Below are 25,676 nucleotides of genomic sequence, written 5' to 3' on the forward strand. Positions count from 1 at the left end.
CAGCCAGGAGCCGTTTTGTTGTTAAAAATTAATAAACCGTGTGGTTATAGGTAAGAGTTTAAACTTGCGAACAAGTGCTTACCTATAACTACATTTAGAGAAGAAATTGTAGAGGTTGTTATGGTACCTGTTGTTGCTCTAGTAGGGCGTCCGAACGTAGGTAAATCTACGTTATTTAACCGATTGACTCGAACTCGTGATGCATTGGTTGCGGATTTCCCTGGCTTAACGCGTGACCGTAAATACGGTCATGCTCATTTTAGCGAGCATGACTTTATTGTTATTGACACTGGCGGTATCGACGGTACTGAAGAAGGTGTTGAAACTAAAATGGCTGAACAGTCGCTAGCGGCGATTGATGAAGCTGATGTCGTTCTATTTATGGTAGATGGCCGTGCGGGTCTAACACCTTCAGACGTGGCGATTGCTAAGCACCTACGTCAACTAGAAAAGCCTTCAATGCTAGTAGTAAACAAGGTTGATGGTATCGACCCTGATGCTGCAAGTGCTGACTTCTGGCAACTAGGTGTAGAAGACATGTACCAAATCGCTGCGGCGCATGGTCGTGGTGTTACTGCACTTATTGACCTTGCTCTTAACCCATTCGCAGAAGCGCTAAAAGCTGAGAATGGCGAAGTAAGCGACTTAACTGAGTTTGAAGACGAAGAAGAAGAGCAGGTTGAATTTACAGAAGAAGAAGCTGAAGCAGAATTCAAGCGTCTTCAAGATCAACCGATCAAACTAGCGATCATTGGCCGTCCTAACGTAGGTAAATCAACGCTAACGAACCGTATTCTTGGTGAAGAGCGTGTGGTTGTTTACGATATGCCAGGTACGACTCGTGACTCTATCTACATCCCAATGCAGCGTGACGAGCGTGAATACGTTCTAATCGATACTGCGGGTGTTCGTCGTCGTAAAAACATCAACGAAACGGTAGAGAAGTTCTCAGTGGTTAAAACACTGAAAGCGATTGAAGATGCTAACGTTGTATTGCTGCTTATCGATGCTCGCGAAAACATCTCTGATCAAGATCTAAGCTTGCTAGGCTTTGCGTTGAACGCTGGTCGTTCAATTGTTATTGCCGTAAACAAGTGGGATGGCCTAGATAACGACGTTAAAGAACGCGTTAAGAAAGAGCTAGACCGTCGCTTAGGCTTCGTTGATTTCGCACGTATTCACTTTATCTCTGCACTTCACGGTACAGGTGTTGGTCACTTGTTTGAGTCTGTACAAGAAGCTTACAAATCAGCGACTACTCGTGTTGGTACTTCTGTGCTAACTCGTATCATGAAGATGGCGACTGATGATCACCAACCGCCTATGGTTCGTGGCCGTCGTGTGAAACTGAAATACGCGCACGCTGGTGGCTACAACCCACCGATTATCGTTATCCACGGCAACCAAGTTCGTAACTTGCCAGATTCATACAAACGATTCTTGATGAACTACTACCGTCGTTCACTAGAAATTATGGGTACACCTATTCGCATTCAATTCCAGAACAGCGAGAACCCATTTGAAGCTAAGACAAACAAGCTGACAATTTCTCAAGAACGTAAACGTAAGCGTATGATGAGCATGGTTAAAGGTCGTAAGTAAACCTTTCCAATAGATTTGATACCCGAGCCTGTCTCGGGTATTTTTTTAAGCAAAATTCACGTTAAGCCATAACAATACGTTTTTATCATCATGGCTCAACGAATCAGACTAGATTCCAGAAGAAGAACGATATGACTACTAGCGATTTGATTACACCTGTGTCAGCAATCACACCAACCATCACTCAATTTTGTCATCAGGCTTGGCAGCTCAATGCTAAAGCGCAGTACGTTGAAAGCGACGACAGCAAAACTTACCTGATTGCCGACGTAACACCTTTCCACCCAGTGAGTCATATTTGGCCCGATCACCCTGCAGACCAAGGCTTTGTGAATGTTGGTGAAGTGCAATTTCCCGTTGAAGACTGCCTTGTTGGTGCTATAGAACAATCTACTGGCAAGCTTCATATCGCAGCAGATATCCCTGTTAAGCGTGATACGGAAGGGTGGGCGTTTGTTGTTGTCCACCAGCTACCTACATCTGCTTCTATGATTAAGGTTAACGACGAAGTCGTGTTGTCGGTTGATAAAGAGTACCAAGCCAGTTTGAGCCGTGGTCACAGTGCTGGCCACATCGCTTTCCTAGCCTTGAATAAAGTATTGGCTGAGAGCTACTGGCGTAAAGATGCGGACAGAAAAGATCCGCTTGGCAGTTACGACTTCAATAGTTATGCACAAGTGACGAGCTTTGTGACTCCAGAGCTGTGTACCGATAAGTATCGCTTAGGCAAAACCCTGAAGAAGCGCGGTTTGAACGTTGCAGACATGCTAGCAAATCTTGATGACATCGAAGCTGATATCAACCAAATGCTTGCGGGCTGGCTTGCAGAGCCGACGCCAGTTGCGATGAGACTAGAAGGCGAGGCGTTAACAGACTCTCGTTACTGGGAGTGGCAGCTTGACGCAGATACTCAGGTCACTATTCCTTGTGGTGGCACACACATTGGAAATACCTCAGAACTTGGTGCGCTGTCCGTTAAGCTGACCCAGCTAGATGGCCAAAACATTGAAATGCTGACGCATGTAATTCGATGATTTAGACTACAGATCGAAATGGCTTGTGCTGTTTATTTTATTTTTACATGTCACTTTTGATATAAATGACTATTTGAAATTGAAATGCAGCATATGTAACTTATGCTTTCGGTGTGTGGTGATATAAATATTCTTTTTGGGGTAGATCGCTGATCAAAATAGATAAAGCGAAAGATCAACCTATGATCTTCGATTGTGTGTCGTACTAATTTAGTGTGTTATTATTAACCAATAACAAGCTTGCATAAGAACAAGTTGTACCCGATTACACAATTGAAAGCCTTAGTGAATGGAACAACAATTTTTATTAGAAGGTCATCGAGCCGTCAATAGCTTGCTACGGAAGCTTGCGCTTGGGATGGATCGCAAAGATTTAAATCACAAGATTATTCAGCTTACCGAGCAGCTTTTTGGGCAGCGCATGGCTTCAATTCTACTGCTCAACTCAGAGTCTAAAACGTTACACCTTGAATATGCCCCAAACCTGCCTGATTTTTACAATCAACAGATTGAAGGGGTAGGAATTGGTGCGGGGATAGGCTCTTGTGGCGAGGCAGCTGCGCTTAAGAAAGCTGTTATGGTCTCTGATATTAATACTCACTCAAATTGGGCGCCTTTCTTAACCTTGACCAATCAAGCCAACTTACACGCTTGTTGGTCGGTGCCCATCATCTCTTCGCATGGCCACGTGCTAGGTACATTTGCGATTTACAGCCGATGCATTTCAGAACCTCATGAATTTGAACTCGAGATCTTGGAGCTGCTTGCTTCTTTGTATTCAGTAGCGCTAGAGAAATACGAGCTAGAGAATCAACTCAACTTTTTTGCCAGTCATGATTCGCTGACGCATTGCTTGAACCGCCGAGCATTGTTAAGTGAAGCTAAGAAGGTTTTAGTTAAACGATGTTTTGCGGACAAAGTGATGGCCTGCCTGTTTGTTGATGTTGATAAATTCAAGTCAATCAACGATACGTATGGCCATAGCTTTGGCGATGATGTTCTGTTAGCCGTTGCAAAAGTTCTCGATGAAGCGACTACGGCATGTGCCAAGGTAGGTCGTTACGGCGGTGACGAGTTTGTAGTGTTTTCTTGCTTTGATACCGAACAAAAAGTGTCAGACTTTTATCACAGCTTAGAAAAAGCGTTGGATAAAGCTCTCTATATTAATGGCGTTCAGTTTTCAGTCAGTGTTGGGATTGCTTGTGAAAAGTCGCCTAAAGGGCTCGATCAGTTGATTGCGTCAGCTGACAAAAGCATGTATCAAATCAAGCAAGCCAAGGCGAAGAAAGAGTAGATTGCTTATTAGTACTGAAAGTAAAAAGTTAGGATTTCCTATGAGTGAAAATATCTGCCCTAAATGCCAGTCAGAACTTAGCTGGGATGGTAAATACCACTGTGAAAGCTGCCAAGATCACTTTACAAAAGTGGGCTTTTGTCCTGAGTGCAGCAGCCAATTAGAGAAGCTTCAAGCTTGTGGGGCTGCGAGCTATTTCTGCAATGGTGATTGTAACGAGCTTAAATCTAAGTCGAGAGTGAAATTCGAGTTTCAACAAGCCGAATAGTCTTACCTCTCAATGGCAAGACGATAATCTGAGGTGTTTTTTGTAGGTCTAGTATGAAAATATTGGGCCTTTTTTGTATTTAGCGAATATGCGTGTGTCATCTTGGTTCAATCTTATCGTCACTGCACCAGCATGAAACATAGTAACCTTGTCGCTATGCACTGCATTGGTGTTAACTTAGTTAAAGTACTATTAAATACAAAGGCTTAAAACTTTGTTGGTTATGTTTTAAGTTTGGCACTCTTCTTGTAACTCTGTAATTGAATAACAAAAATACAATTATGGAGTAACAATCATGAACAAGGTGTTCAATTTATCGCTAGCTGCACTGTGTACAACACTTTCATTTTCTTCTGCAACAGTGCTTGCGGCTGACGATACCATTAAAGTCGGCGTTCTACATTCATTGTCAGGCACTATGGCGATCAGTGAAACAACGCTAAAAGATACCGTTCTTATGCTCATCGACGAGCAAAACAAAAAAGGTGGCTTACTTGGTAAGAAGCTTGAGCCTGTAGTTGTTGACCCTGCGTCAAACTGGCCGTTGTTTGCTGAGAAAGCACGTGAGCTTATCGAGAAAGAAAAAGTGGATGTGGTATTTGGTGGTTGGACATCGGTATCACGTAAATCCATGCTGCCAGTTTTTGAAGAGCTAAACAGCATCCTTTTCTACCCAGTACAGTATGAAGGCGAAGAGTCCTCTAAAAACGTTTTCTACACCGGTGCTGCGCCAAACCAACAAGCGATTCCTGCCGTTGATTACTTAATGGATGAACTTGAAGTGGAACGTTGGGTGCTTGCAGGTACCGATTACGTTTATCCACGTACCACCAATAAGATCTTAGAGGCCTACCTAAAAAGTAAAGGTGTCGCAGAAGAAGACATCATGATCAACTACACACCGTTTGGTCATTCTGATTGGCAATCTATTGTTTCAGATATCAAGAAGTTTGGTGAAGCTGGTAAGAAAACCGCCGTTGTATCTACTGTGAATGGCGATGCAAACGTACCTTTCTATAAAGAGCTTGGTGCTCAAGGTGTTTCATCTGAAGACATTCCAGTGATTGCATTCTCGGTTGGCGAAGAAGAGCTATCGGGCATGGATACTGAACCTCTAGTGGGTCACTTAGCGGCATGGAACTATTTCATGAGCGTCGATACCGAAGTCAATGAAGAGTTCGTTGAAACATGGCAGTCATTCATTAAGAGTGACAAACGTGTAACGAATGACCCGATGGAAGCACACTATATTGGTTTCAATATGTGGGCTCAAGCTGTGACTAATGCGGGCACAACCGATCCTGAATCTGTGCAAGATGCCTTGATTGGCGTGTCTGTACCTAACCTTTCTGGCGGCTACTCTACCATGCTGCCAAACCACCACATTACTAAACCAGTCCTGATCGGTGAAATTCAAGATGATGGCCAGTTTGACATCGTTTGGGAAACCACAGGCCTTGTTGCAGGTGATGCTTGGTCTAACTACTTACCTGAATCAGCAAAACTATTCTCTAGTTGGTCTAAGCCATTCTCATGTGGTGCGTTCAACGTTGAAACTAAAAAGTGTTCTGGTGGTAACTAGAGTTATTCGCTCTTAGCTGATAACTAGTTACTGGTTATCAGCTTTCGTTACTGGGTGTTAGCTATTACCGGTAACTACTAGCTATGAATATTGAGCCTTCTCTTTAGGGAAGAGTGCTTCTGCATGGAGGCGCAACGAAAGAGAAGGCTCAAATTAGTTTCAAGTCACAACAACTATCCAAACATCCACCAAGTAAAAAATAACAATATCTAACTTGTTGGTTAAGGAAGCAGGGATGAAGAACGTATTAAACGTATTTAAGGCGCTGTTGCTCATGGCTATCAGTGCTCAGTTGGCTTTTGCTGGAATAACGGATGAAGCTAGCTTTACCAAGGCGCTAGTTGGTAAAAAAACATCGGATAAAGAGCTAGCCATCGATTGGATCATTGAGACACAAACGGAAGACGTGTCGAAGGCTATTTTATATGGATGGTTAAACGGCAATCTCTATTACTTCAATGATAAAAAAAACGAACATTATAAACAGCTCTATCTCATTCAAAACACCAAAACAGCCACTTCAGCTCAGTCTGTATGGGATGAATCAACTCTCAATATCGACAATGCTAAGCTGTTTAAAAAGGTGCGCGTAAACAACAAACTTCGCGGGATCTTACGGGGTGAAATTGCCTCTATTGGATTAAATAGCAGTAACCCAGATGTGCGTTATCAAGCGGTTCTCGATCTACTGGGAACTAAGGATGCCACTATCATCGATCGTTTATCCGAACTTAGAGAAAATGAGACCGATGGTAAAGTCGCTGAACTAATGGATTTGTCATTAGCTATTTTTACCTCGCTTGATAACAGTGCAACAACTGAAGCTCGAGTAACATCGATTGAACGAGTGGGCGACTTTAAGCATTCAGTCGTTCTAAAAACACTGAACCAACTACTTAACGGTGAGCAAGAACCAAGCATTTTGGCTGCAACAGAGCGTGCGATGGACGATTATCAACAAAGCCAAGCTCTGTACTCAGGTGTTGAAACCGTATTCTTTGGCTTGAGTTTAGGCTCGGTATTGGTACTGGCAGGCATTGGCTTAGCGATTACCTTTGGTGTGATGGGCGTTATCAACATGGCTCATGGCGAGCTGATCATGATTGGCGCTTACACCACCTACGTATTGCAGTTGTTGATGCCGAATCATATTGGCCTAGCGCTGATACTTTCCATTCCAGCGGCATTCATTGTTTCTGGCTTAGTGGGCATTGCGATTGAGCGAAGTGTGATTCGTCATCTTTATGGTCGCCCATTGGAAACCTTACTCGCGACCTTTGGTATTAGCTTAATCTTGCAGCAGGCTGTTCGCTCGATTTTCTCTCCTTTGAACCGCTCAGTGAGCACGCCTGAATGGATGTCTGGCGCACTTCAATTGAACCCAATGTTGTCCCTGACTTACAACCGACTTTATATCATCCTGTTCTGTGGTTTGGTATTTATGGGCTTATTAATGGTTCTGAAAAAGACACCACTAGGTTTGCAGGTTCGTGCGGTTTCTCAAAACCGTGGCATGGCTCGTGCGATGGGTATTCGTTCAGAGCGAGTTGATGCGATGACCTTCGGTTTAGGCTCTGGCGTTGCGGGTGTTGCAGGCGTGGCACTGTCTCAACTGACCAACGTTGGCCCTAATATGGGACAGGCGTACATCATCGACTCATTCATGGTGGTGGTATTCGGCGGTGTTGGCAACCTATGGGGCACGCTAGTCGCAGGCTTAAGCCTTGGTCTGTTCAATAAAATTTTAGAACCATGGGCTGGTGCGGTTCTCGCCAAGATTCTGGTACTGGTTTTCATCATTCTATTTATTCAAAAACGCCCACGCGGACTCTTCCCGCAACGTGGTCGTGCGGCTGAAGGTTAAGGACAACATCATGCAGTCAAAATCATTTGTACTTTCGGCAATGCGTGGTGACAAAGGTGGCCAACTGACCATCCTTGCCATTCTAGCGGCCGTTATTCTTATCCCACTGGCTAACACCATGTTACCAAGTGGGCACCCGCTCCATGTAGAGACTTTTACTATCTCGCTGATGGGCAAATATCTGAGCTACGCAATGTTGGCGTTGGCGCTCGATCTGGTGTGGGGCTATCTCGGAATCTTGAGCCTTGGCCACGGTGCTTTCTTTGCGCTTGGTGGTTATGCGATGGGCATGTACTTGATGCGTCAGATTGGTGACCGTGGGGTTTATGGTGATCCAGTCTTACCAGATTTCATGGTGTTCCTTGATTGGTCTGCGTTGCCGTGGTTCTGGCAGGGCTTTGACCAGTTCTGGTTTGCTTGCCTGATGGTGGTGCTAGTGCCGGGCGCATTGGCTTACTTGTTCGGTTATTTAGCTTTCCGCTCTCGTGTGTCCGGGGTGTATCTTTCTATCATGACTCAGGCATTAACTTACGCATTGATGCTGGCATTTTTCCGCAACGAAATGGGCTTTGGTGGCAACAACGGACTGACGGATTTCAAAGACATCATCGGTCTGAGTTTGCAGAGTGATGCGGTCAAGATAGGTCTGTTTGTCGCGACTGGTATTGCGCTTATTCTCAGCTACATAGCTTGTCGCATGGTGGTGACCAGTCGATTAGGTCGTGTGGCATTAGCGATTCGTGATACGGAATCACGCACTCGCTTTATGGGCTATGACGTCGATGGCATCAAGCTGTGGGTCTTCGTTCTTTCTGCGGTTATCGCCGGTATTGCCGGGGCTTTATATGTCCCTCAAGTGGGTATTATCAATCCGGGAGAATTTGCTCCTCTTAACTCGATTGAGATTGTGGTTTGGGTAGCCTTAGGCGGTCGTGCCACTCTGTTTGGTGCCATTGTCGGTGCATTGATCATCAACTACGCCAAGAGTTGGTTTACGGTTGAGTTCCCGGAGGTGTGGCTGTTTGCTCTGGGTGGACTATTCGTACTCTCAACCATGTACTTCCCACAAGGTGTGATTGGCTTTGTCAGTGAAAAGTGGCAGCAGCTGCGCAAGGCATCAAATGGGAAAAACCAAGATAAAGATAAGGATGATCAGCACAAGGCCAAGGAGGTGATCGCATGACCACATTTAATAGCGTAAAGGAATCGGTTCAGGCGTTCACTCGTCGAGACGAAGTCTTTGATTACCTCAAACCCGATATTCATCCTGCCATCGATACTCGACATAACGTGCTGTTGTATGTCGAAGGCGTCAACAAAAGCTTCGATGGTTTCCAAGCGATAAACGACCTCAACCTCTACATCAAAGAGGGAGAGCTACGCTGCATCATCGGCCCTAATGGTGCAGGTAAAACAACCATGATGGACATCATTACCGGGAAAACTAAGCCAGATACTGGCGAAGTGTGGTTAGGTTCGAACATCAATCTACTCAAGATGAACGAAGCTGAAATTGCTAACGCAGGCGTTGGGCGTAAGTTCCAAAAGCCGACCGTGATTGAATGTTTAACTGTGTGGCAGAACCTTGAATTAGCCATGGCAGGTGATCGCTCGGTGTGGGCAACTTTCACTGCCGTGATGTCTGGCGAGCAGAAAGACAAACTCACCTCGGTACTAGAGCTTATTCACCTTAAAGACGAAGCGGCGAATTTGGCAGGTAACCTGTCTCACGGTCAGAAACAGTGGTTAGAGATAGGCATGTTATTGATGCAAAACCCTAGGCTATTGCTGGTGGATGAACCCGTGGCAGGTATGACTCACCAAGAAATGGATCGCACCTCTGAGTTACTTAACTCACTGGCAGGTAAGCACTCGGTTGTGGTCGTTGAACACGATATGGATTTCGTTCGTTCTATCGCCAGCCATGTCACCGTGCTTCATCAAGGTCACGTGTTGGCAGAAGGCACCATGGATCAAGTGCAGGCTCACCCTGAAGTTAAACAAGTTTATCTCGGAGAATAGGATGTTAGAGGTTAAATCAGTTAATCAATATTACGGTGAGAGCCACACGCTGTGGGATTTGGATATGCAGATCCCAGAAGGTAAATGCACGGTGCTAATGGGGCGAAATGGTGTCGGTAAAACCACCTTACTGCAATGCATTATGGGGTTGGTGAAGGTTGAAAGCGGTGACATCTCCTTATCGGGTGAGTCACTTTTGAAAACCGATGCCGAGGACCGTCCACGCCAAGGGATCGGCTATGTACCGCAAGGTCGCCAGATCTTCCCAATGCTCACTGTTCAAGAAAATCTAGAGGTCGGTTTACCGATTCGTAAAAAGGGTGACCGCAAGATCCCTGAATTCATCTTCGATATTTTCCCAGTGTTAAAAGAGATGCTACATCGTCGCGGTGGTGATTTATCGGGTGGCCAGCAGCAACAGCTAGCGATTGGGCGTGCGCTGGTGGTTAATCCAAAGCTATTGATCTTGGATGAGCCGACGGAGGGTATTCAACCCAATATTGTGCAAGAGATTGGCGACATCATTCGCATGCTCAACGAGAAAATGGGGCTCACGGTTCTGTTGGTTGAACAGAAGCTGCCGTTTGCAAGAAAGGTCGGTGACCGTTTTTGCATTATCGACCGTGGACGCCAAGTGGCAGAAGGTGAAATGACAGGGCTCGATGAGTCCTTGATAAAGGAGTACCTAACCGTATGAATTCTCTCTTTTCTCCGAATGAAGTAAGCAAGGCTTCTTTAGTAGAAGCTTTATCTTTGAATGAGACCATCGAACAAGATATTCGTGATGGTTGGCAAGCGAGTTTAAACCTCACCTTTGTCGATCGAGGTGATAAAACCGTATTAAAGAATCGTCAGCAGTCTGGTCCGCTTGCGGTGCAACGCCCCCTGTATCCTGATGGGGAAACGTGTCACACCTACTTACTCCATCCCCCCGGCGGAGTGGTAGGTGGTGACACTCTCAATATTAACGTGAATCTTGAGCACGGTGCTCACGCGTTGATTACCACACCCGGTGCGACCAAGTTTTATCGCTCAAACAACAAGTACGCCAAGCAGAAGCAGACCCTACGAGTGAAGAAAGATGCACGCTTGGAATGGATGCCGCAAGAGAACATCTTTTTCCCGAATGCACACGTTCGTTTAGATACTGAAATTCGCCTAGAAAAGGGTGCACAGTTTTGGGGTTGGGAGATGCACTGTTTTGGACGCCCTGCACAGAATGAGGGATTCGAGCATGGTCATCTCGTTGGGAAAACAGAAATCTATCTTGATAATCAAAGGCTTCTGACTGAAGGCTTTAATTTTCATGGTGGCGATAAGTTAATGATAAATATGGGGTTACTTGATTATTCAATGATGGGAACCTTTTATATCACTTCAAATGAGAAGCAAGATTTAGAGTTGGTACAGAGCTTGCTCTTATCTATTACACAGCAAGCTTCACAGCAATCAGTTACATCAAAAACGTCGAGTGAACCCACATTAATATTGGGTGCTACTCAGATAGAAGGATTGATTGTGGTGCGAGCCTTGGGTAATTGGAGTGAAGATATCCTCCAAGCCTTTGGTCAGATTTGGCAAGCAACTCGCTCTCATTTATGTGGTACGACTCCTGATTTACCAAGGATTTGGGCGACTTAGCGATTAGCCCTTTTTGTACCTAGGGTGACTTCCGACCCTAGGTACATTTTTTCAAGCTTGCTGTGATTGAATCCCACTTACTGCTCATGCGTTTTTGAGCAATAAGAAAACAACACTAACAGCGGGCGGCTAAATGGAATTAACACCAAGAGAAAAAGATAAGCTACTTATCTTCTGCGCAGGAATGCTGGCACAGCAGCGCAAACAAAAAGGCTTAAAGCTCAACTACCCAGAATCTATCGCACTGATCAGCAGTGCCATTCTCGAAGGTGCCCGCGAGGGTAAAACCGTTTCAGAATTAATGGATCTTGGACGCACACTTCTTACTGTCGATGACGTTATGGAGGGGATCCCTTCCATGATCCCTGATGTACAAGTCGAAGCCACTTTTCCTGATGGCACCAAGCTGGTGACCGTTCATGAACCTATCGTGTAGGGAGAAGTAATATGGCTGGTTCCACAAAACAATACTCAGGATTCGTTCCCGGAAAAGTAGAAACCGCACCGGGTGACATCACTCTCAATGAAGGCCGAGACACAACGTCCGTTAAGGTGCAAAACATTGGCGATCGTCCTGTCCAAATTGGCTCTCATTACCACTTCTATGAAGCAAACCCTTCGCTGATCTTTAACCGAGAAGTCACTAAAGGCTTTCGACTCAATATTCCTGCGGGTACTGCAACCCGCTTTGAGCCGGGTCAGTCGCGTAGCGTCGAGTTAGTGCGTTACGCCGGTAAGTTAGAGATCTATGGCTTCCAAGGAAAGGTGATGGGCAAGCTCTAAGCGCTCCCACGGAATAATGAAAATAACAAAGGATTGAACATGGCGACGATATCCAGACAGGCTTATGCCGAAATGTTTGGGCCAACAGTCGGTGACCGAGTGCGTCTTGCTGACACTGATTTATGGCTAGAAGTTGAAAAAGATTACACCGTATACGGCGACGAAGTGAAATTCGGCGGCGGCAAAGTTATCCGTGATGGACAAGGGCAAAGCCAACGTCCAAGTGCCGAAACTCCAGATTTGGTGATCACTAACGCGATTGTGTTGGATTACTGGGGCATCGTAAAAGCCGATGTCGCAGTCAAAGATGGTCGAGTTCAGGCATTGGGCAAAGCGGGCAACCCAGATGTTCAACCGGGCGTTGATATTGTGATTGGCCCGGGCACGGAAATTTTAGCAGGCGAAGGTTCAATCTTGACTGCTGGTGGTATTGATTCACACATTCATTTTATTTGCCCACAACAGATTGAAGAAGCACTGGCGTCAGGTGTGACAACCATGATCGGCGGTGGCACTGGGCCAAACACAGGTACTAACGCGACCACATGCACACCGGGGCCTTGGAACATGCACCGCATGCTAGAGTCACTCGATCAATTCCCGATGAACTTTGGTTTGTTAGGCAAAGGCAATGCCAGTCAGCCAGAAGCACTACGTGAGCAAGTAGCGGCAGGCGCGGTGGGTTTGAAGTTACACGAAGACTGGGGAACCACTCCCGCTTCAATCGATACCTGTTTGAGTGTGGCTGACGAGATGGACGTACAAGTTGCGATTCATACCGACACTCTGAATGAATCTGGTTTTGTTGAATCGACACTTGGCGCAATCGGCGACCGCGTGATTCATACCTATCACACCGAAGGTGCGGGCGGTGGTCATGCTCCCGATATTATTCGTGCTGCAGGTGAGCCGAACGTTTTGCCTTCCTCAACCAATCCAACACGCCCTTACACCATCAATACCGTCGATGAGCACTTAGACATGTTGATGGTCTGTCATCACTTGTCACCATCGATTGCTGAAGATGTCGCGTTCGCAGAGTCACGTATCCGCCGTGAAACCATTGCCGCAGAAGACATTCTTCATGACTTAGGTGCCTTTTCGATGATCGCTTCGGACTCACAAGCAATGGGACGTGTAGGCGAGGTGATCACTCGAACTTGGCAAACTGCGCACAAGATGAAAGTTCAGCGCGGCAGCCTAAAAGAAGATTCAGACTACAGCGATAACTTCCGATTAAGACGCTATGTCGCTAAGTACACCATCAACCCAGCGATCACTCATGGTATGTCTCATGAAATCGGTTCTATCGAAGCAGGGAAATTAGCAGACTTAGTGTTGTGGAAGCCCGCTTTCTTTGGTGTGAAACCTAGTGTGATTTTGAAAGGCGGCATGATCGCCATGGCGCCGATGGGTGACCCAAATGCTTCAATCCCAACCCCTCAGCCAGTTCACTATCGCTCTATGTTTGGTAGCTATGGCAAGGCATGTCAGAACACATCAATGTTGTTTGTTTCCAAAGAAGCCAAGGCACAGAACATAGATAAACAATTAGGTCTACAGAGCCTGATTGGTGTTGTGAGTAACTGCCGAAACATCAGCAAAGCGGACATGAAGCTTAACGATTGGATGCCAAAGATCGAAGTCGACTCGCAGACGTATCAAGTGCGCGCTGATGGTGAATTGCTGACGTGTGAGCCAGCTGAAGAGTTGCCAATGGCACAGCGGTACTTCCTATTTTAAGAGCTAGGCTGAAGGCTCCTATTTTAGTGACCCTATTTTAAACGTTATAAATCTCACAAGGAGATTGAGGTAATAGCATGATTGAACTGACTCAACTGAATACTCAAATACAAAATGCACCGGACGGCTACTTAAGCCTGCCGATCGATAGCCGCATTAAGAGCCGTCTTAAGGTGATGCTCGATGACGGGCGCAATGCCGGACTGTTTCTACCACGAGGTCATATCTTGCGTGGTGGCGAACAACTCTCAAGTAAATGCGGTTTAGTCGTAGAAGTGAAAGCGGCACCAGAAACCGTTTCGACTGTTTACTGTGAAGACTTGCTCCTGTTAACGCGAGTGGCGTATCACCTTGGTAACCGTCATGTTCCGCTGCAAGTGGAAGCGGGTTGGGTTCGTTATCAACACGACCATGTTTTAGATGAAATGGTTGAAGGCTTAGGCGCGAAAGTGACCACTGAGAAACAACCGTTTGAACCAGAAGGCGGTGCTTATGGCGGTCGCTCTGGTGGACATCATCACCATCATTAATCGAGTCATTGATGACTCACTAAACGATTTATATAACAACGATATTAATAACAATAATACCAATCACAGTAAGTAAGTGATCAACAATAGCGCAGAAAAAAGGCTTGAGAACAAGGCATAATTTTTCGATAAGTAGTTATTCTACAATCAAAAATTATAACGCAGTTATCGAGCATTTTAGCAAGCTAGGGTGAGCAATTATTTACTACGATTGGTATAAAGCAAGGAACTCGCGATGAACTTTAAAACAGCTGCAGGCTTATGCACTTTCACAATAGCTTCTCTAACAACATCAACGATGGCTTTCGCTCACCCAGGACATGGGGCGCATTCAGTTCATGAGTCTCACTCGTTTATGTCTGGCTTAACTCACCCTGTGACTGGCATGGATCATCTGATCATGCTGATCGCTTTCGGTTTATTAATTGGCGCACTGTCATTTTCCACCAAGACAAAAGCAGCTCTGATTGGCGGTGGATTGGTGTCTTTAGTGGTAGGGCTTATCGCAGGCCAAGCCCTAGGTTTCTCTGTGATTGTTGAGCCTGCCATTATCGCTTCTCTGTTTGTCGTCAGCTTATGTTTATGGCATGTATTCTCACCATCAACCAAGCGTGTAAACAGCGTATTAGTTGCTTCGATTGCTATGTTGTTTTTCCATGGTTACGCACACGGCGTTGAAGCCGCGAGCAACCTGACTCAGTTCGCAACAGGCATGAGTATCAGTGCTTTGGCTCTGATGGTTATCGGTACTTTTGTTGGTCGCGCGGTTTACTCTAAATGGTTGTCAGTCGGCGTGGCTTCAGCAAGCGCACTATTGCTGTTAGGCGCGTAGGCTCTCGAACTTATTTGATTCTGGAAGACTGAGGGCACGATTATGACCACAACAGAAAATGTAGCCGTCTATCGTCTGTTTCAATTGATCAGTCCATCGTTGCCGATTGGTGGGTTCACTTATTCGCAAGGCTTAGAGTTAGCGGTTGAAGCGGGGTGGGTGACCGATCGCAACAGCATGGAACAGTGGCTTAATACCATCGTCAGTTCCAGTGTCGCAACTTTGGAATTACCTATCTTAGAGCGTCTTTATCACGCGCTAGAAAAGGGTGAAATCGATGAGATTGAGCATTGGTGTAACTACTTATACTCAAGCCGTGAAACCAGTGAATTGCGAGCGGAAGAAAAGCAGCGTGGGCATGCATTGAACACCTTGTTGAAGCGCTTGGATATCGATATTTCGCTGGTGGATTCTGTTGATAGTCATCCAAACCAATTGTTGGGCATGTGTATGGCGGCTCAGCATTGGGGTATTGATTTAGAGAGCCTCAAGCAGGGTTATTTATGGAGTTGGCTTGAAAACATCGTTACCGCAGGGGTCAAGTTAGTGCCTTTAGGTCAAACCGATGGTCAGTTGGCATTGATTAATATCACCAACACCTTTCCTGAGGTGATCGAAAAGGCCCGCACGATAGAAGATTGGATGATAGGCAGCTTTTCGCCTTCGATGGCATTAGCGAGTTCATTGCACGAAACACAATACACACGACTATTTCGTTCGTAGCGGTTAGCGCGAACGATGTAGCAAAAAGAATATAAGGAAGTAGACAATGGAAAGTTATAAGCAACCACTTCGAATTGGTATTGGCGGCCCGGTAGGGTCTGGTAAAACAGCGCTATTAGAAGTGCTTTGTAAAGCGATTCGCGACAAGCTCAATATCGCAGTGGTAACCAACGACATCTACACTCAAGAAGATGCCAAGATACTTACGCGAGCAGAGGCTCTAGAACCAGATCGTATTATTGGTGTTGAAACGGGTGGCTGTCCGCACACGGCGATCCGTGAAGATGCGTCGATGAACTTAGCTGCGGTAGAAGAGCTTGCCAAGCTGCATAAGAACCTCGATGTGGTATTCGTCGAAAGTGGCGGTGATAACTTGAGTGCGACGTTCAGCCCTGAATTAGCCGATCTTACCATCTACGTGATTGATGTAGCGGAAGGGGAGAAGATCCCACGTAAAGGCGGACCGGGTATTACGCGTTCTGATCTGCTGGTTATCAATAAGATCGATTTAGCACCATATGTGGGTGCGTCACTTGAGGTGATGGAGCAAGACACACAACGCATGCGTCCAACCAAGCCATACGTGTTCACCAACCTCAAAGAGAGCCAAGGGCTAGACTTCATCATCAACTTTATTGTGACTGAAGGGATGCTAACCATGAAGGAGCCTTCTACTACTGAGTAGGGTTGGAATAGGTTAGTTTTTTGAAAGCGTTAGATACTAAAAAGCCCTGTCGATTATCGATAGGGCTTTCTGGTTTGAAACGTTAGGTCGAACTTAAAGCTCGCTCTTAGTCACTCTTGTGGTCACTTGCGACTCAATCACACCGTCTTCAACTTGAGTGGTGATCACTTCACCGACTTCGACATCGTTAATCGATGATACCGTCTTGCTCGATTCTGAATGAGTAATGCTGTAGCCACGCTTTAGGGTTGCCAGTGGACTAACGGTCTCTAACTTCTCTGCAGCCATAGCGAGCTGGTGGCGAGTGGTTAGTAATGTCTTGTCCATTGCATCCAATAGCTTTTGCTCTGAACGTTGCAGATGCAGTTTCTGTTCGCCAAGGCGTTTCACTGGCGAGTTCAATTGAAGCTGGTGCTGTTTACGTTCAACACGCTGTGCATGCTGTTTTAGGTATTGAGTCATACCACGACGCAAACGCATATCTAGGTCATCAAGCTGCTGACTCTGCTTTTGAAGTTGGTAGCTAGGGTGTTGCTTCTCTAAGCGGTATTTCAACGTTTGAGTTGATTGCGCCTGTTTGATTAACACATGACGAATCGCACTGACTAAGCGAGCACGTTTAGACGCGAAAGCTTGTTCTTTATGACTGTTATCACGGCTAACCAATTCTGCGGCAGCTGATGGCGTTGGGGCACGCATATCGGCAACGAAATCAGCGATAGTGACATCCACTTCGTGGCCAACGGCGCTGATAATCGGGATTTGGCTTGCTGCGATTGTGCGAGCTACGATCTCGTTATTGAAGCACCATAGGTCTTCCAGTGAGCCGCCACCACGGCCGACGATTAACACATCACATTCATTGCGTTCGTTAGCGCGTCCAATCGCTTGGGCAATCTGAATCGCCGCCTCTTCGCCTTGAACCATGGTCGGGTAAACCACAACCGGTAGCGAAGGATCGCGCCTTTTTAGTACATCAAGAATATCAAACAGCGCTGCACCGGTTTTAGATGTGATAACGCCAACACGTTTTGGGTGTTCAGGAAGAGCTTGCTTACTTGATTGAGCAAACAGTCCTTCTGCGGCAAGGTTCATCTTCAGCTTTTCAAATTCTTGCTGAAGTTTACCGTCACCCTCTGGCTGCATGCTTTCGATGATCAGTTGGTAGTCACCGCGTGGCTCGTAAAGAGATAGGCGAGCTTTGACTAAAACTTGATTGCCGTTCTGAGGCTTAAAGGTCACACGGCGGTTATTGCCACGAAACATGGCGCATTTAACTTGAGCGCGAGAGTCTTTTAGCGTGAGGTACCAGTGACCAGAGACAGGTGCAGAGAAGTTTGAGATTTCACCAACGAGCCAGACTATTCCCATTTCGTTTTCTAATAGGAGACGAACCTCTGAGTTGAGGCGAGAAACAGTAAAGATGTTTGGATTAGTCATAGAAGCACTATCTTTCCTTGAAGGAAGGTCTTTCTTGGAATCTCACAGGGCGTGAGTATGGAAGATAGCGGCAATATAATACATAGCAAGGGGGTAAATGCAAATTAAAAATACAAAAATGTGTAGCCAAGCGATTTCGCCGTGCGTATAATCCGTCTGCAATATCAAATCCAAATCACTTTATTATGCGAAACGATAAAGTTGGGTTTACTCCTTTTAACACCTTTGTTGTGAGATATTGCAAATGCTACGAATCGCAAAAGAAGCTTTAACTTTTGATGACGTTTTACTCGTCCCAGCACACTCAACCGTTCTTCCGAACACAGCTGATCTTCGCACTCAGTTAACGAAAAACATTTCTTTAAACATCCCAATGATCTCTGCATCGATGGATACTGTTACGGAAGCACGCCTAGCAATTGCCCTTGCGCAAGAAGGTGGTATTGGCTTTATTCATAAGAATATGTCAATCGAGCAGCAAGCTGAAATGGTTCGCCAGGTTAAAATTTACGAAGCTGGTGTGGTTTCTCACCCAGTAACTGTAAGCCCTGACGCGACAATCGCTGATGTTGTAGCCCTTACTAAAAAACACGGCTTCGCCGGTTTCCCTGTTGTTACTGAAACAAACGAATTGGTTGGTATCATTACTGGCCGTGACGTTCGCTTTGTTACTGACCTTTCTAAGAAAGTTGATGTAGTAATGACGCCTAAAGCTCGCCTTGCTTCTGTTAAAGAAGGTGCAACTCGTGAAGAAGTTCAAGAGAAAATGCACGAAGCGCGTGTTGAAAAAGTTCTTGTTGTAAATGATGACTTCCAACTGACTGGAATGATCACTGCAAAAGATTTCCACAAAGCAGAACGTAAACCAAACGCATGTAAAGATGAGCGCGGCAGCCTACGTGTAGGTGCAGCTGTTGGTGCTGGTGCTGGTAACGAAGAGCGTGTTGCTGCTCTAGTTGAAGCTGGCGTAGACGTTCTACTTATCGACTCTTCACACGGTCACTCTGAAGGCGTACTTAACCGTATCCGCGAAACTCGCGCTGCATACCCTGATCTACAAATCATCGGTGGTAACGTAGCAACTGGTGCTGGCGCACGTGCTCTTATCGAAGCGGGTGTTAGTGCAGTTAAAGTTGGTATCGGCCCAGGTTCAATCTGTACGACTCGTATCGTTACTGGTGTTGGTGTTCCTCAAGTAACAGCAATCGCAGACGCAGCGGAAGTTGCAAACGAATACGGTATTCCAGTAATCGCAGATGGCGGTATCCGCTTCTCTGGCGATATCTGTAAAGCTATCGTTGCTGGCGCATCTTGTGTGATGGTTGGTTCAATGTTCGCTGGTACTGAAGAAGCACCGGGTGAAGTTATCCTTTACAACGGTCGTTCTTACAAGTCTTACCGTGGTATGGGTTCTCTTGGCGCTATGTCTCAAGGCTCTTCTGACCGTTACTTCCAATCTGACAACGCTGCAGACAAGCTTGTTCCAGAAGGTATTGAAGGTCGTATCGCATACAAAGGTCGTCTAAAAGAGATCGTTCACCAACAGATGGGCGGTCTACGCTCAAGCATGGGCCTAACGGGTTCTGCAACTGTTGAAGACATGCGTACTAAAGCTGAGTTTGTTCGTATCTCTGGTGCGGGCATGAAAGAATCTCACGTACACGATGTTCAAATCACGAAAGAAGCACCTAACTACCGTTTAGGTTAATAATACGTCCAAACGTTTGAATAATGTGCTGATTTAGTCGGCACATTAATATACCAATCGTAGTAAATAACTGGTCATCCTAGCTTGTTAAAAACCTCGATAACTTCGTTAGAATTTTTGATTGTAGAATAACTACTTATCAGAAAATCCTGCCTCGTTCTCAGGCTTTTTTCCTACGCTATTCCTGAACACTTACTTACTGTGATTGGTATTATATCTACCGCCTGTTTTGTTAAAAGTCCGATTTTCTCAAAACACGTGGTTAAAGATATCTAACGAAAACGTTTGCTTTATTTCTTGAAGAGTTAATCAGAGGTGAGTAAACTCGCCTCCGTTTTATCACATAGCCAATAAGACTGCTTACAATGACTAAAAATATTCATGACCAACGTATTCTAATTCTGGACTTCGGTTCTCAATACACACAGCTAGTAGCTCGTCGTATTCGTGAGATCGGTGTTTACTGTGAACTTTGGAGCTGGGACGTAGAAGAAGCGGATATTCGTGAATTCAATCCAGACGGTATCATCCTATCTGGTGGCCCTGAAAGTGTAACGGAAGAGAACTCTCCACGTGCACCTCAGTACGTATTTGATTCAGGTGTTCCTGTATTCGGTATCTGCTACGGCATGCAAACTATGGCTGAGCAACTTGGCGGTAAAGTAGCAACGTCTACTGAACGCGAGTTCGGCTACGCTGCTGTACAAGTAACTGGTGAATCTGCACTTTTCGCTGACCTTGAGTCTACTCAAGATGTTTGGATGAGCCACGGCGACAAAGTAGTTGAGATTCCAGCTGATTTCACAAAGATCGCTGAAACAGACACTTGCCCATACGCTGCAATGGCAAACGAAGAGAAGAAGTACTTCGGTGTTCAATTCCACCCAGAAGTAACACACACTAAAAACGGCCTGAAAATGCTTGAGAACTTCGTTCTTAACGTATGTGGTTGTGAAGGTCTGTGGACTTCAGCTTCAATCATTGAAGATGCAGTTGCACGTATTAAAGAACAAGTAGGTGACGACGAAGTTATCCTTGGTCTTTCTGGTGGTGTTGATTCATCTGTAGTTGCGATGCTTGCTCACCGCGCTATCGGCGACAAACTAACATGTGTATTTGTTGATAACGGCCTTCTTCGTTTAAACGAAGGTGAGCAGGTTATGGAGATGTTCGGCAACAAGTTTGGCCTAAACATCATCAAAGTAGATGCTGAGCAACGTTTCCTTGATGCTCTTGAAGGCGAAGCTGAACCAGAAGCTAAGCGTAAGATCATTGGTCACGTATTCGTAGATATCTTCGATGAAGAGTCTAAGAAACTGAAGAATGCTAAATGGCTTGCTCAGGGTACTATCTACCCAGACGTAATCGAGTCTGCTGCATCTAAGACAGGTAAAGCACACGTAATCAAATCTCACCACAACGTTGGTGGTCTTCCTGATGATATGGAAATGGGCCTTGTTGAGCCTCTACGTGAGCTGTTTAAAGATGAAGTACGTAAGATCGGTCTAGAGCTTGGTCTTCCATACAACATGCTTTACCGCCACCCATTCCCGGGTCCAGGTCTAGGTGTTCGTGTACTTGGCGAAGTGAAGAAAGAGTACTGTGATCTACTGCGTCGCGCAGATGCGATCTTCATTGAAGAGCTTCACGCTGCTGACCTTTACCACAAAGTATCTCAAGCATTCACGGTATTCCTACCAGTACGTTCAGTTGGCGTAATGGGCGATGGCCGTAAGTACGATTGGGTTGTATCTCTACGTGCTGTAGAAACTATCGACTTCATGACTGCTCACTGGGCACACCTACCATACGACTTCCTAGGTAAGGTTTCTAACCGTATTATCAACGAAGTTAACGGCATTTCACGTGTTGTTTACGATATTTCTGGTAAGCCACCAGCAACTATCGAGTGGGAATAATCTCTTAGAGATTTAACCAGCTTTGATTAAGATCTTAAGCCTCGAACTCAGTTCGGGGCTTTTTTCTTTTCGATTGATTATATTGATTCATTACATTAAAGGCTTATGAGCAATACCTCGAAATCAAATGAACAATAACTAGAAACCAAATGAGTTGGAAACTAGATATCAGCTCAAGAAACCATGAGACGCTTTGTTGTGTTGAGCCATATATCAAAAAGATCACTCGCACTTTTTATAAATTCACACAGCTACAGCTAGGCCATTTCACATGTGAAGCATACTCTTTGATGGACTTATTAAGGACAGATAAGAGAATCCATCATGTTAAAAATCAAATATTTGGCGACAGTACTGGGCTGCACTTTAGCAGCGCAAAGTCATGCGTCTTTGAACATTCAACCTGATCCGCAAAACCCGAATGGTTACCTTGTTGAAAAGTCGGCTCTACAAGCTGCTGAACAAGCGAAAACATCCGATCCTATGTATGCGATCTGGTCACAGGCCCTTCAAACTCGCCCGAACACCATCGTTGAAGCGATTGAACCCGGTTCACCTTCGAATCCTGAAAACGTAAAGCGTGTAGAGCGCGTGTTCCCTCAATCTGAATGGGACTTCCTCACTCAAATGGCAGCGCCAGAATACACCTACACTCGCTTCTTACGTGCGATCGGTAAATTCCCAGCGTTCTGTGGAGAGTACACAGATGGCCGTGACTCAGACGCCATCTGTAAGAAATCCATCATCACGGCCTTTGCTCACTTTTCACAAGAGACGGGTGGGCACATCGCGATAGGCAACACCTCTGATAATCCATTAGCTCTAGAAGAGTGGCAGCAAGCGCTGGTGCATGTTCGCGAAATGGGTTGGTCTGAAGGCCAAGAAGGTTACACCACAGGTTGTGGTCAGAATGATTGGCAGAATGCCCGTTGGCCATGTGCTGCGGGGCAGGGTTACTTCGGACGTGGTGCTAAACAGCTTTCTTACCATTTTAATTACGGCGCGTTCTCTGAAGTGATGTTCGATGGCGATGCGACGGTGCTTCTCAACAATCCGGGCTTAGTGGCGGATTCTTGGTTGAACTTAGCGTCTGCTATCTGGTTCTTTTTAACACCACAAGCGCCTAAACCGGCAATGCTGCATGTAATTGACCGAACATGGACACCATCTCAACGTGAATTGGATGCGGGTATTGGCTATGGCTTTGGTACCACAATCAACGTGCTCAATGGTGGTATTGAATGTGGCGAGCAGAACAAAGACAAAGGCCAACCCGTTAACCGTATTCGTTACTGGGAAGGGTTAGCCGCGCACTATGAAATTCCTGTAGAAGCCGATGAAGCCAATACATGTTGGCAGCAAACGCCTTACGGAAGCTTGAATCTCAACGGAGCAACGGATGTGTTGTACACCAACTGGGATGGTAACTGGAAATACTACGCAGACCGCCCAGAAGGGTATTCATTTGAGTGTGAGCTAGTGGGCTTTCAAACGGCTTATTCCGCACTGGTGGCTGGTGATTACGAGAAGTGTGTGACCAACTTCTATGGTTCTCATGCGAGTTGGCCTGAAGTGAAAGTGGTCGATAAGCTGGATCCGGTAGATCCTGGTACTGATCCGGGTGGTAATGGTTGGAGTGCGACCAAGGTTTACAACGCGGGTGACCAAGTGACGCATAACGGCGCAACCTATGAAGCGAAATGGTGGACACAAGGGGATGACCCTGCCAATGGTGGCCCTTGGAAACTAGTAGCGGGCGAGCCAACACCACCAGTTGTGACAGATCCAACGCCTGTTGATCCTGCCCCTGTCGATCCAGAACCAGTAGACCCTGCACCCGTTGAACCACCTGTGACAGAACCGCCAGTGGTTGTCGATCCATCTGAATTTATTACGTGGCAAGCGGGCGTTAGCCAAGTGAGTAATGGCGACAAAGTGACGCATAACGGCAAGTGCTTCGTGGCTAAAAACGGCCCGGGTGTATGGGAAAGCCCAGTTCAATCGAATTGGTTCTGGGATGAAATCAGCTGTAATTGATAGTCTGAATACTGAAGAGGTGGCCTAAGTTACGAGCTCAGTAGTACGACCATAGCGATATAAATAATCAAAAGCCGAAAGTTTCTACTTTCGGCTTTTTTCCGTTTCGAACTTGGCTATTTAAGCAGGGTGATTGGTCTATTTGGCTATGTTGAAGCGCATTTAAAGACTAATTATCCAGTTAGAGGATAAAGTTCTGTACAAATGATGCTTGTGAATTTATATTCAAATTTAATTTATATTTATTCTTTTATTTTAGGGTTAAGGTGTACCTATGGAACAGACAGATATCACGTCACTCATCCCCATTGTGATTACTTTGGTGTTGTCATTGGCGACAAGGAATGTGGTGATAGGCCTTTTTGCTGGTGTGCTGAGTGGTGTTGCAATGCTGACTGGCATGTTTAGCGAACTTAACCCGCTTGATACGTTTGGTACCATGGTGAAAGGTTACCTAGTCCCTCAACTTACCGACAGCTATAACGCTGGTGTGATCATGCTGTTGGTATTCATCGGTGGCTTTGTCGCATTGATGGAAAAGTCCGGTGGTGGCGTCGCGTTTGCAAAGCGAGTGACTCAGTGGGTAAGCAATAAATGCCAAGCTCAATTGTCAGCATGGTTGGGTGGAATCGTTATATTTTTCTCAGACTTAGGCACCCCTTTAATTGTTGGCCCTGTTTTTCGTCCCCTTTTCGATAAACTGAAACTTTCTAGACAGAAGCTAGCATTCATCATTGATTCAACCTCGTCGCCCGTTGCTATTCTTATCCCTTTCATTGGATGGGGTGTTTACATCATGAGCCTTATTCAGAAAGAGTTCACGGCGTTGAATGTCAACATGTCCGATTGGGATGCCTTCATCGGTGCGATTCCTTTTCAGTTCTACGCATTTCTTGCGATTTTCATCGTTCCGCTTGTGTCCGTTAAAGGTTTAGACTTTGGGCCAATGGCAAAAGCCGAGCGTGATTGCCAGGCGGGAATTAACTCTGGCGTGAATAACGAATCACTAAATCCGTTCTCGCATAAAAATGCAAAGGCATCTTTTGTCTGGGCACCATTGTTAGTGATGCTGGTGGTGTTGTGTGCCATGTTGGTTCCACAAGGCTTCCCGTTCCAAAAGGTCGCAGGTTCATCATTTAGAGCGGCGTTATCATCGGCTTATTTCTTTGCGGCGATTACCTTAATCTCGCTAATGGCTTACTACGGTGTAAGAAAGCTTTCAGATGGTGTTTCTGTGTACTTAAAAGGTATGGGAAACATGATGCCAGTCGCGATCATCTTGGTACTGGCTTGGGCATTAAGCACCGTTGGTAAAGAGTTGGGTGCAGCGGCTTATATTGCTGAGCAAGCGCAGAGCGGTTTCCCTTACTGGTTAGTTCCTGCTGTAGCCTTTTTACTGTCGGCTATTATCTCATTCGCAACGGGCTCATCGTGGGGAACCTTCGCGATAATGATGCCATTGGTTATTCCAACTGCGATTGCGATAGATGCTCCACTACTCGTCGCAATTGGTGCTGTGTTGTCTGGTGGCTTGTTTGGTGATCACTGCTCACCGATCTCTGAAACCACGATTCTTTCTTCAACCGGGGCAGGGTGTGATCAGTTTGAACACTTTAAGACGCAGCTACCTTACGCATTGATGAACGGCTCTATTGCTCTGATTAGTTTTGTAGTCGCAGGCTTTACGGGAAGTGCATTGGTTGTATTAGGTGCTCTTGTTGCTCAGTTGATTGTCGTGACGTTGTTAGCCAAGCGCGATGCGAGTAAAAACGCTTCTTCAGAAGTTCAATCTCAAGTGCCTGAATCTAAACCACAACAAGCGTAATTTAAGATTACAAATGAGAGACTAGATACGGGATGCGAGTAAACGAGTAACGAAAAGCTCGCTCTCTTGTTCTTCATTTCACTTACTCGCATCTAAGCAAACTTCCGTCATTCCCTACAGTGAGGAACGAACGTGATAGGGAAT

Annotated in this window: 22 protein-coding genes; 21 read left to right on the forward strand and 1 reads right to left on the reverse strand. The window is 45.8% G+C overall.

The features are described from left to right. The first annotated feature begins 120 nt into the window (after positions 1-120). The 17 genes from der to ureG all read left to right on the forward strand — a co-directional run bounded on the left by der (position 121) and on the right by ureG (position 16,603). The gene (gene der / locus AB6E54_RS08325) at positions 121-1,602 is read left to right on the forward strand and encodes a ribosome biogenesis GTPase Der (protein WP_017062511.1); all 1,482 of its coding nucleotides are present in this window, start codon (positions 121-123) and stop codon (positions 1,600-1,602) included. A 131-nt stretch (positions 1,603-1,733) separates the two neighbouring features. Continuing rightward, on the forward strand, positions 1,734-2,636 hold the full coding sequence (locus AB6E54_RS08330) for a metal-dependent hydrolase (protein ID WP_102428298.1): 903 nt from the start codon (positions 1,734-1,736) through the stop codon (positions 2,634-2,636). A gap of 289 nt (positions 2,637-2,925) precedes the next feature. Next, positions 2,926-3,930, forward strand: coding sequence for a sensor domain-containing diguanylate cyclase (locus tag AB6E54_RS08335; protein WP_065584656.1), 1,005 nt, complete (start codon positions 2,926-2,928; stop codon positions 3,928-3,930). A 40-nt stretch (positions 3,931-3,970) separates the two neighbouring features. Beyond that, a complete protein-coding gene (locus AB6E54_RS08340; protein ID WP_010440564.1) occupies positions 3,971-4,198 on the forward strand; it encodes a zinc ribbon domain-containing protein in 228 nt (75 codons plus the stop codon). A gap of 295 nt (positions 4,199-4,493) precedes the next feature. Continuing rightward, on the forward strand, positions 4,494-5,780 hold the full coding sequence (gene urtA / locus AB6E54_RS08345; RefSeq protein ID WP_065584655.1) for an urea ABC transporter substrate-binding protein: 1,287 nt from the start codon (positions 4,494-4,496) through the stop codon (positions 5,778-5,780). 235 nt (positions 5,781-6,015) lie between these two features. Beyond that, positions 6,016-7,644 (forward strand): urea ABC transporter permease subunit UrtB, encoded by a 1,629-nt coding sequence (urtB, locus tag AB6E54_RS08350; protein WP_017065607.1) that lies wholly within the window; start codon positions 6,016-6,018, stop codon positions 7,642-7,644. Between the two features lie 10 nt (positions 7,645-7,654). Continuing rightward, entirely contained in the window at positions 7,655-8,827 is a 1,173-nt protein-coding gene (gene urtC, locus AB6E54_RS08355) for an urea ABC transporter permease subunit UrtC (RefSeq protein WP_017062507.1), read from the forward strand. Next, complete coding sequence (gene urtD / locus AB6E54_RS08360; RefSeq protein ID WP_017056203.1) at positions 8,824-9,666, forward strand: urea ABC transporter ATP-binding protein UrtD; 843 nt, start codon at positions 8,824-8,826, stop codon at positions 9,664-9,666. Before urtC ends, urtD begins: the two co-directional genes overlap by 4 nt. Before the next feature lies 1 nt (position 9,667). Then, positions 9,668-10,363: an urea ABC transporter ATP-binding subunit UrtE gene (urtE, locus tag AB6E54_RS08365; RefSeq protein ID WP_017062505.1), complete on the forward strand. Its 696-nt coding sequence runs from the start codon at positions 9,668-9,670 to the stop codon at positions 10,361-10,363. Beyond that, positions 10,360-11,307 carry an urease accessory protein UreD gene (locus AB6E54_RS08370; RefSeq protein WP_102428296.1) on the forward strand — a complete coding sequence of 316 codons (948 nt, stop codon included), beginning with the start codon at positions 10,360-10,362 and terminating at the stop codon, positions 11,305-11,307. Before urtE ends, AB6E54_RS08370 begins: the two co-directional genes overlap by 4 nt. A gap of 133 nt (positions 11,308-11,440) precedes the next feature. Continuing rightward, a complete protein-coding gene (ureA, locus tag AB6E54_RS08375) occupies positions 11,441-11,743 on the forward strand; it encodes an urease subunit gamma (protein WP_102428295.1) in 303 nt (100 codons plus the stop codon). A gap of 11 nt (positions 11,744-11,754) precedes the next feature. Beyond that, a complete protein-coding gene (locus AB6E54_RS08380; RefSeq protein ID WP_017062503.1) occupies positions 11,755-12,090 on the forward strand; it encodes an urease subunit beta in 336 nt (111 codons plus the stop codon). 39 nt (positions 12,091-12,129) lie between these two features. Further along, entirely contained in the window at positions 12,130-13,833 is a 1,704-nt protein-coding gene (gene ureC, locus AB6E54_RS08385) for an urease subunit alpha (protein ID WP_017084416.1), read from the forward strand. Between the two features lie 77 nt (positions 13,834-13,910). Further along, entirely contained in the window at positions 13,911-14,363 is a 453-nt protein-coding gene (gene ureE / locus AB6E54_RS08390) for an urease accessory protein UreE (protein WP_017062501.1), read from the forward strand. Positions 14,364-14,598: 235 nt separating this feature from the next. Further along, a complete protein-coding gene (locus AB6E54_RS08395; protein ID WP_017079882.1) occupies positions 14,599-15,195 on the forward strand; it encodes a HupE/UreJ family protein in 597 nt (198 codons plus the stop codon). Positions 15,196-15,237: 42 nt separating this feature from the next. Next, positions 15,238-15,918, forward strand: coding sequence for an urease accessory protein UreF (locus AB6E54_RS08400; RefSeq protein ID WP_065584651.1), 681 nt, complete (start codon positions 15,238-15,240; stop codon positions 15,916-15,918). 46 nt (positions 15,919-15,964) lie between these two features. Then, on the forward strand, positions 15,965-16,603 hold the full coding sequence (ureG, locus tag AB6E54_RS08405; RefSeq protein WP_017062498.1) for an urease accessory protein UreG: 639 nt from the start codon (positions 15,965-15,967) through the stop codon (positions 16,601-16,603). 93 nt (positions 16,604-16,696) lie between these two features. Here ureG and xseA read toward each other — a convergent pair whose 3' ends face one another. Then, on the reverse strand, positions 16,697-18,043 hold the full coding sequence (gene xseA / locus AB6E54_RS08410) for an exodeoxyribonuclease VII large subunit (protein ID WP_065584650.1): 1,347 nt from the start codon (positions 18,041-18,043) through the stop codon (positions 16,697-16,699). Between the two features lie 244 nt (positions 18,044-18,287). On the opposite strand from xseA, the gene guaB reads away from it, so the two are divergent. The 4 genes from guaB to AB6E54_RS08430 all read left to right on the forward strand — a co-directional run bounded on the left by guaB (position 18,288) and on the right by AB6E54_RS08430 (position 25,532). After that, positions 18,288-19,751, forward strand: a complete 1,464-nt coding sequence (gene guaB / locus AB6E54_RS08415) for an IMP dehydrogenase (protein WP_102333724.1) — start codon at positions 18,288-18,290, stop codon at positions 19,749-19,751. A gap of 365 nt (positions 19,752-20,116) precedes the next feature. Further along, positions 20,117-21,670, forward strand: a complete 1,554-nt coding sequence (guaA, locus tag AB6E54_RS08420) for a glutamine-hydrolyzing GMP synthase (protein WP_017066418.1) — start codon at positions 20,117-20,119, stop codon at positions 21,668-21,670. Between the two features lie 324 nt (positions 21,671-21,994). Continuing rightward, positions 21,995-23,707 (forward strand): glycoside hydrolase family 19 protein, encoded by a 1,713-nt coding sequence (locus AB6E54_RS08425; protein ID WP_372168823.1) that lies wholly within the window; start codon positions 21,995-21,997, stop codon positions 23,705-23,707. Between the two features lie 274 nt (positions 23,708-23,981). Next, complete coding sequence (locus AB6E54_RS08430; protein ID WP_102333726.1) at positions 23,982-25,532, forward strand: Na+/H+ antiporter NhaC family protein; 1,551 nt, start codon at positions 23,982-23,984, stop codon at positions 25,530-25,532. The last annotated feature ends 144 nt before the right edge of the window (positions 25,533-25,676 follow it).

The sequence above is a fragment of the Vibrio sp. 10N.247.311.49 genome (assembly GCF_041467655.1).
GTDB classification, from domain to species: domain Bacteria; phylum Pseudomonadota; class Gammaproteobacteria; order Enterobacterales; family Vibrionaceae; genus Vibrio; species Vibrio crassostreae_C.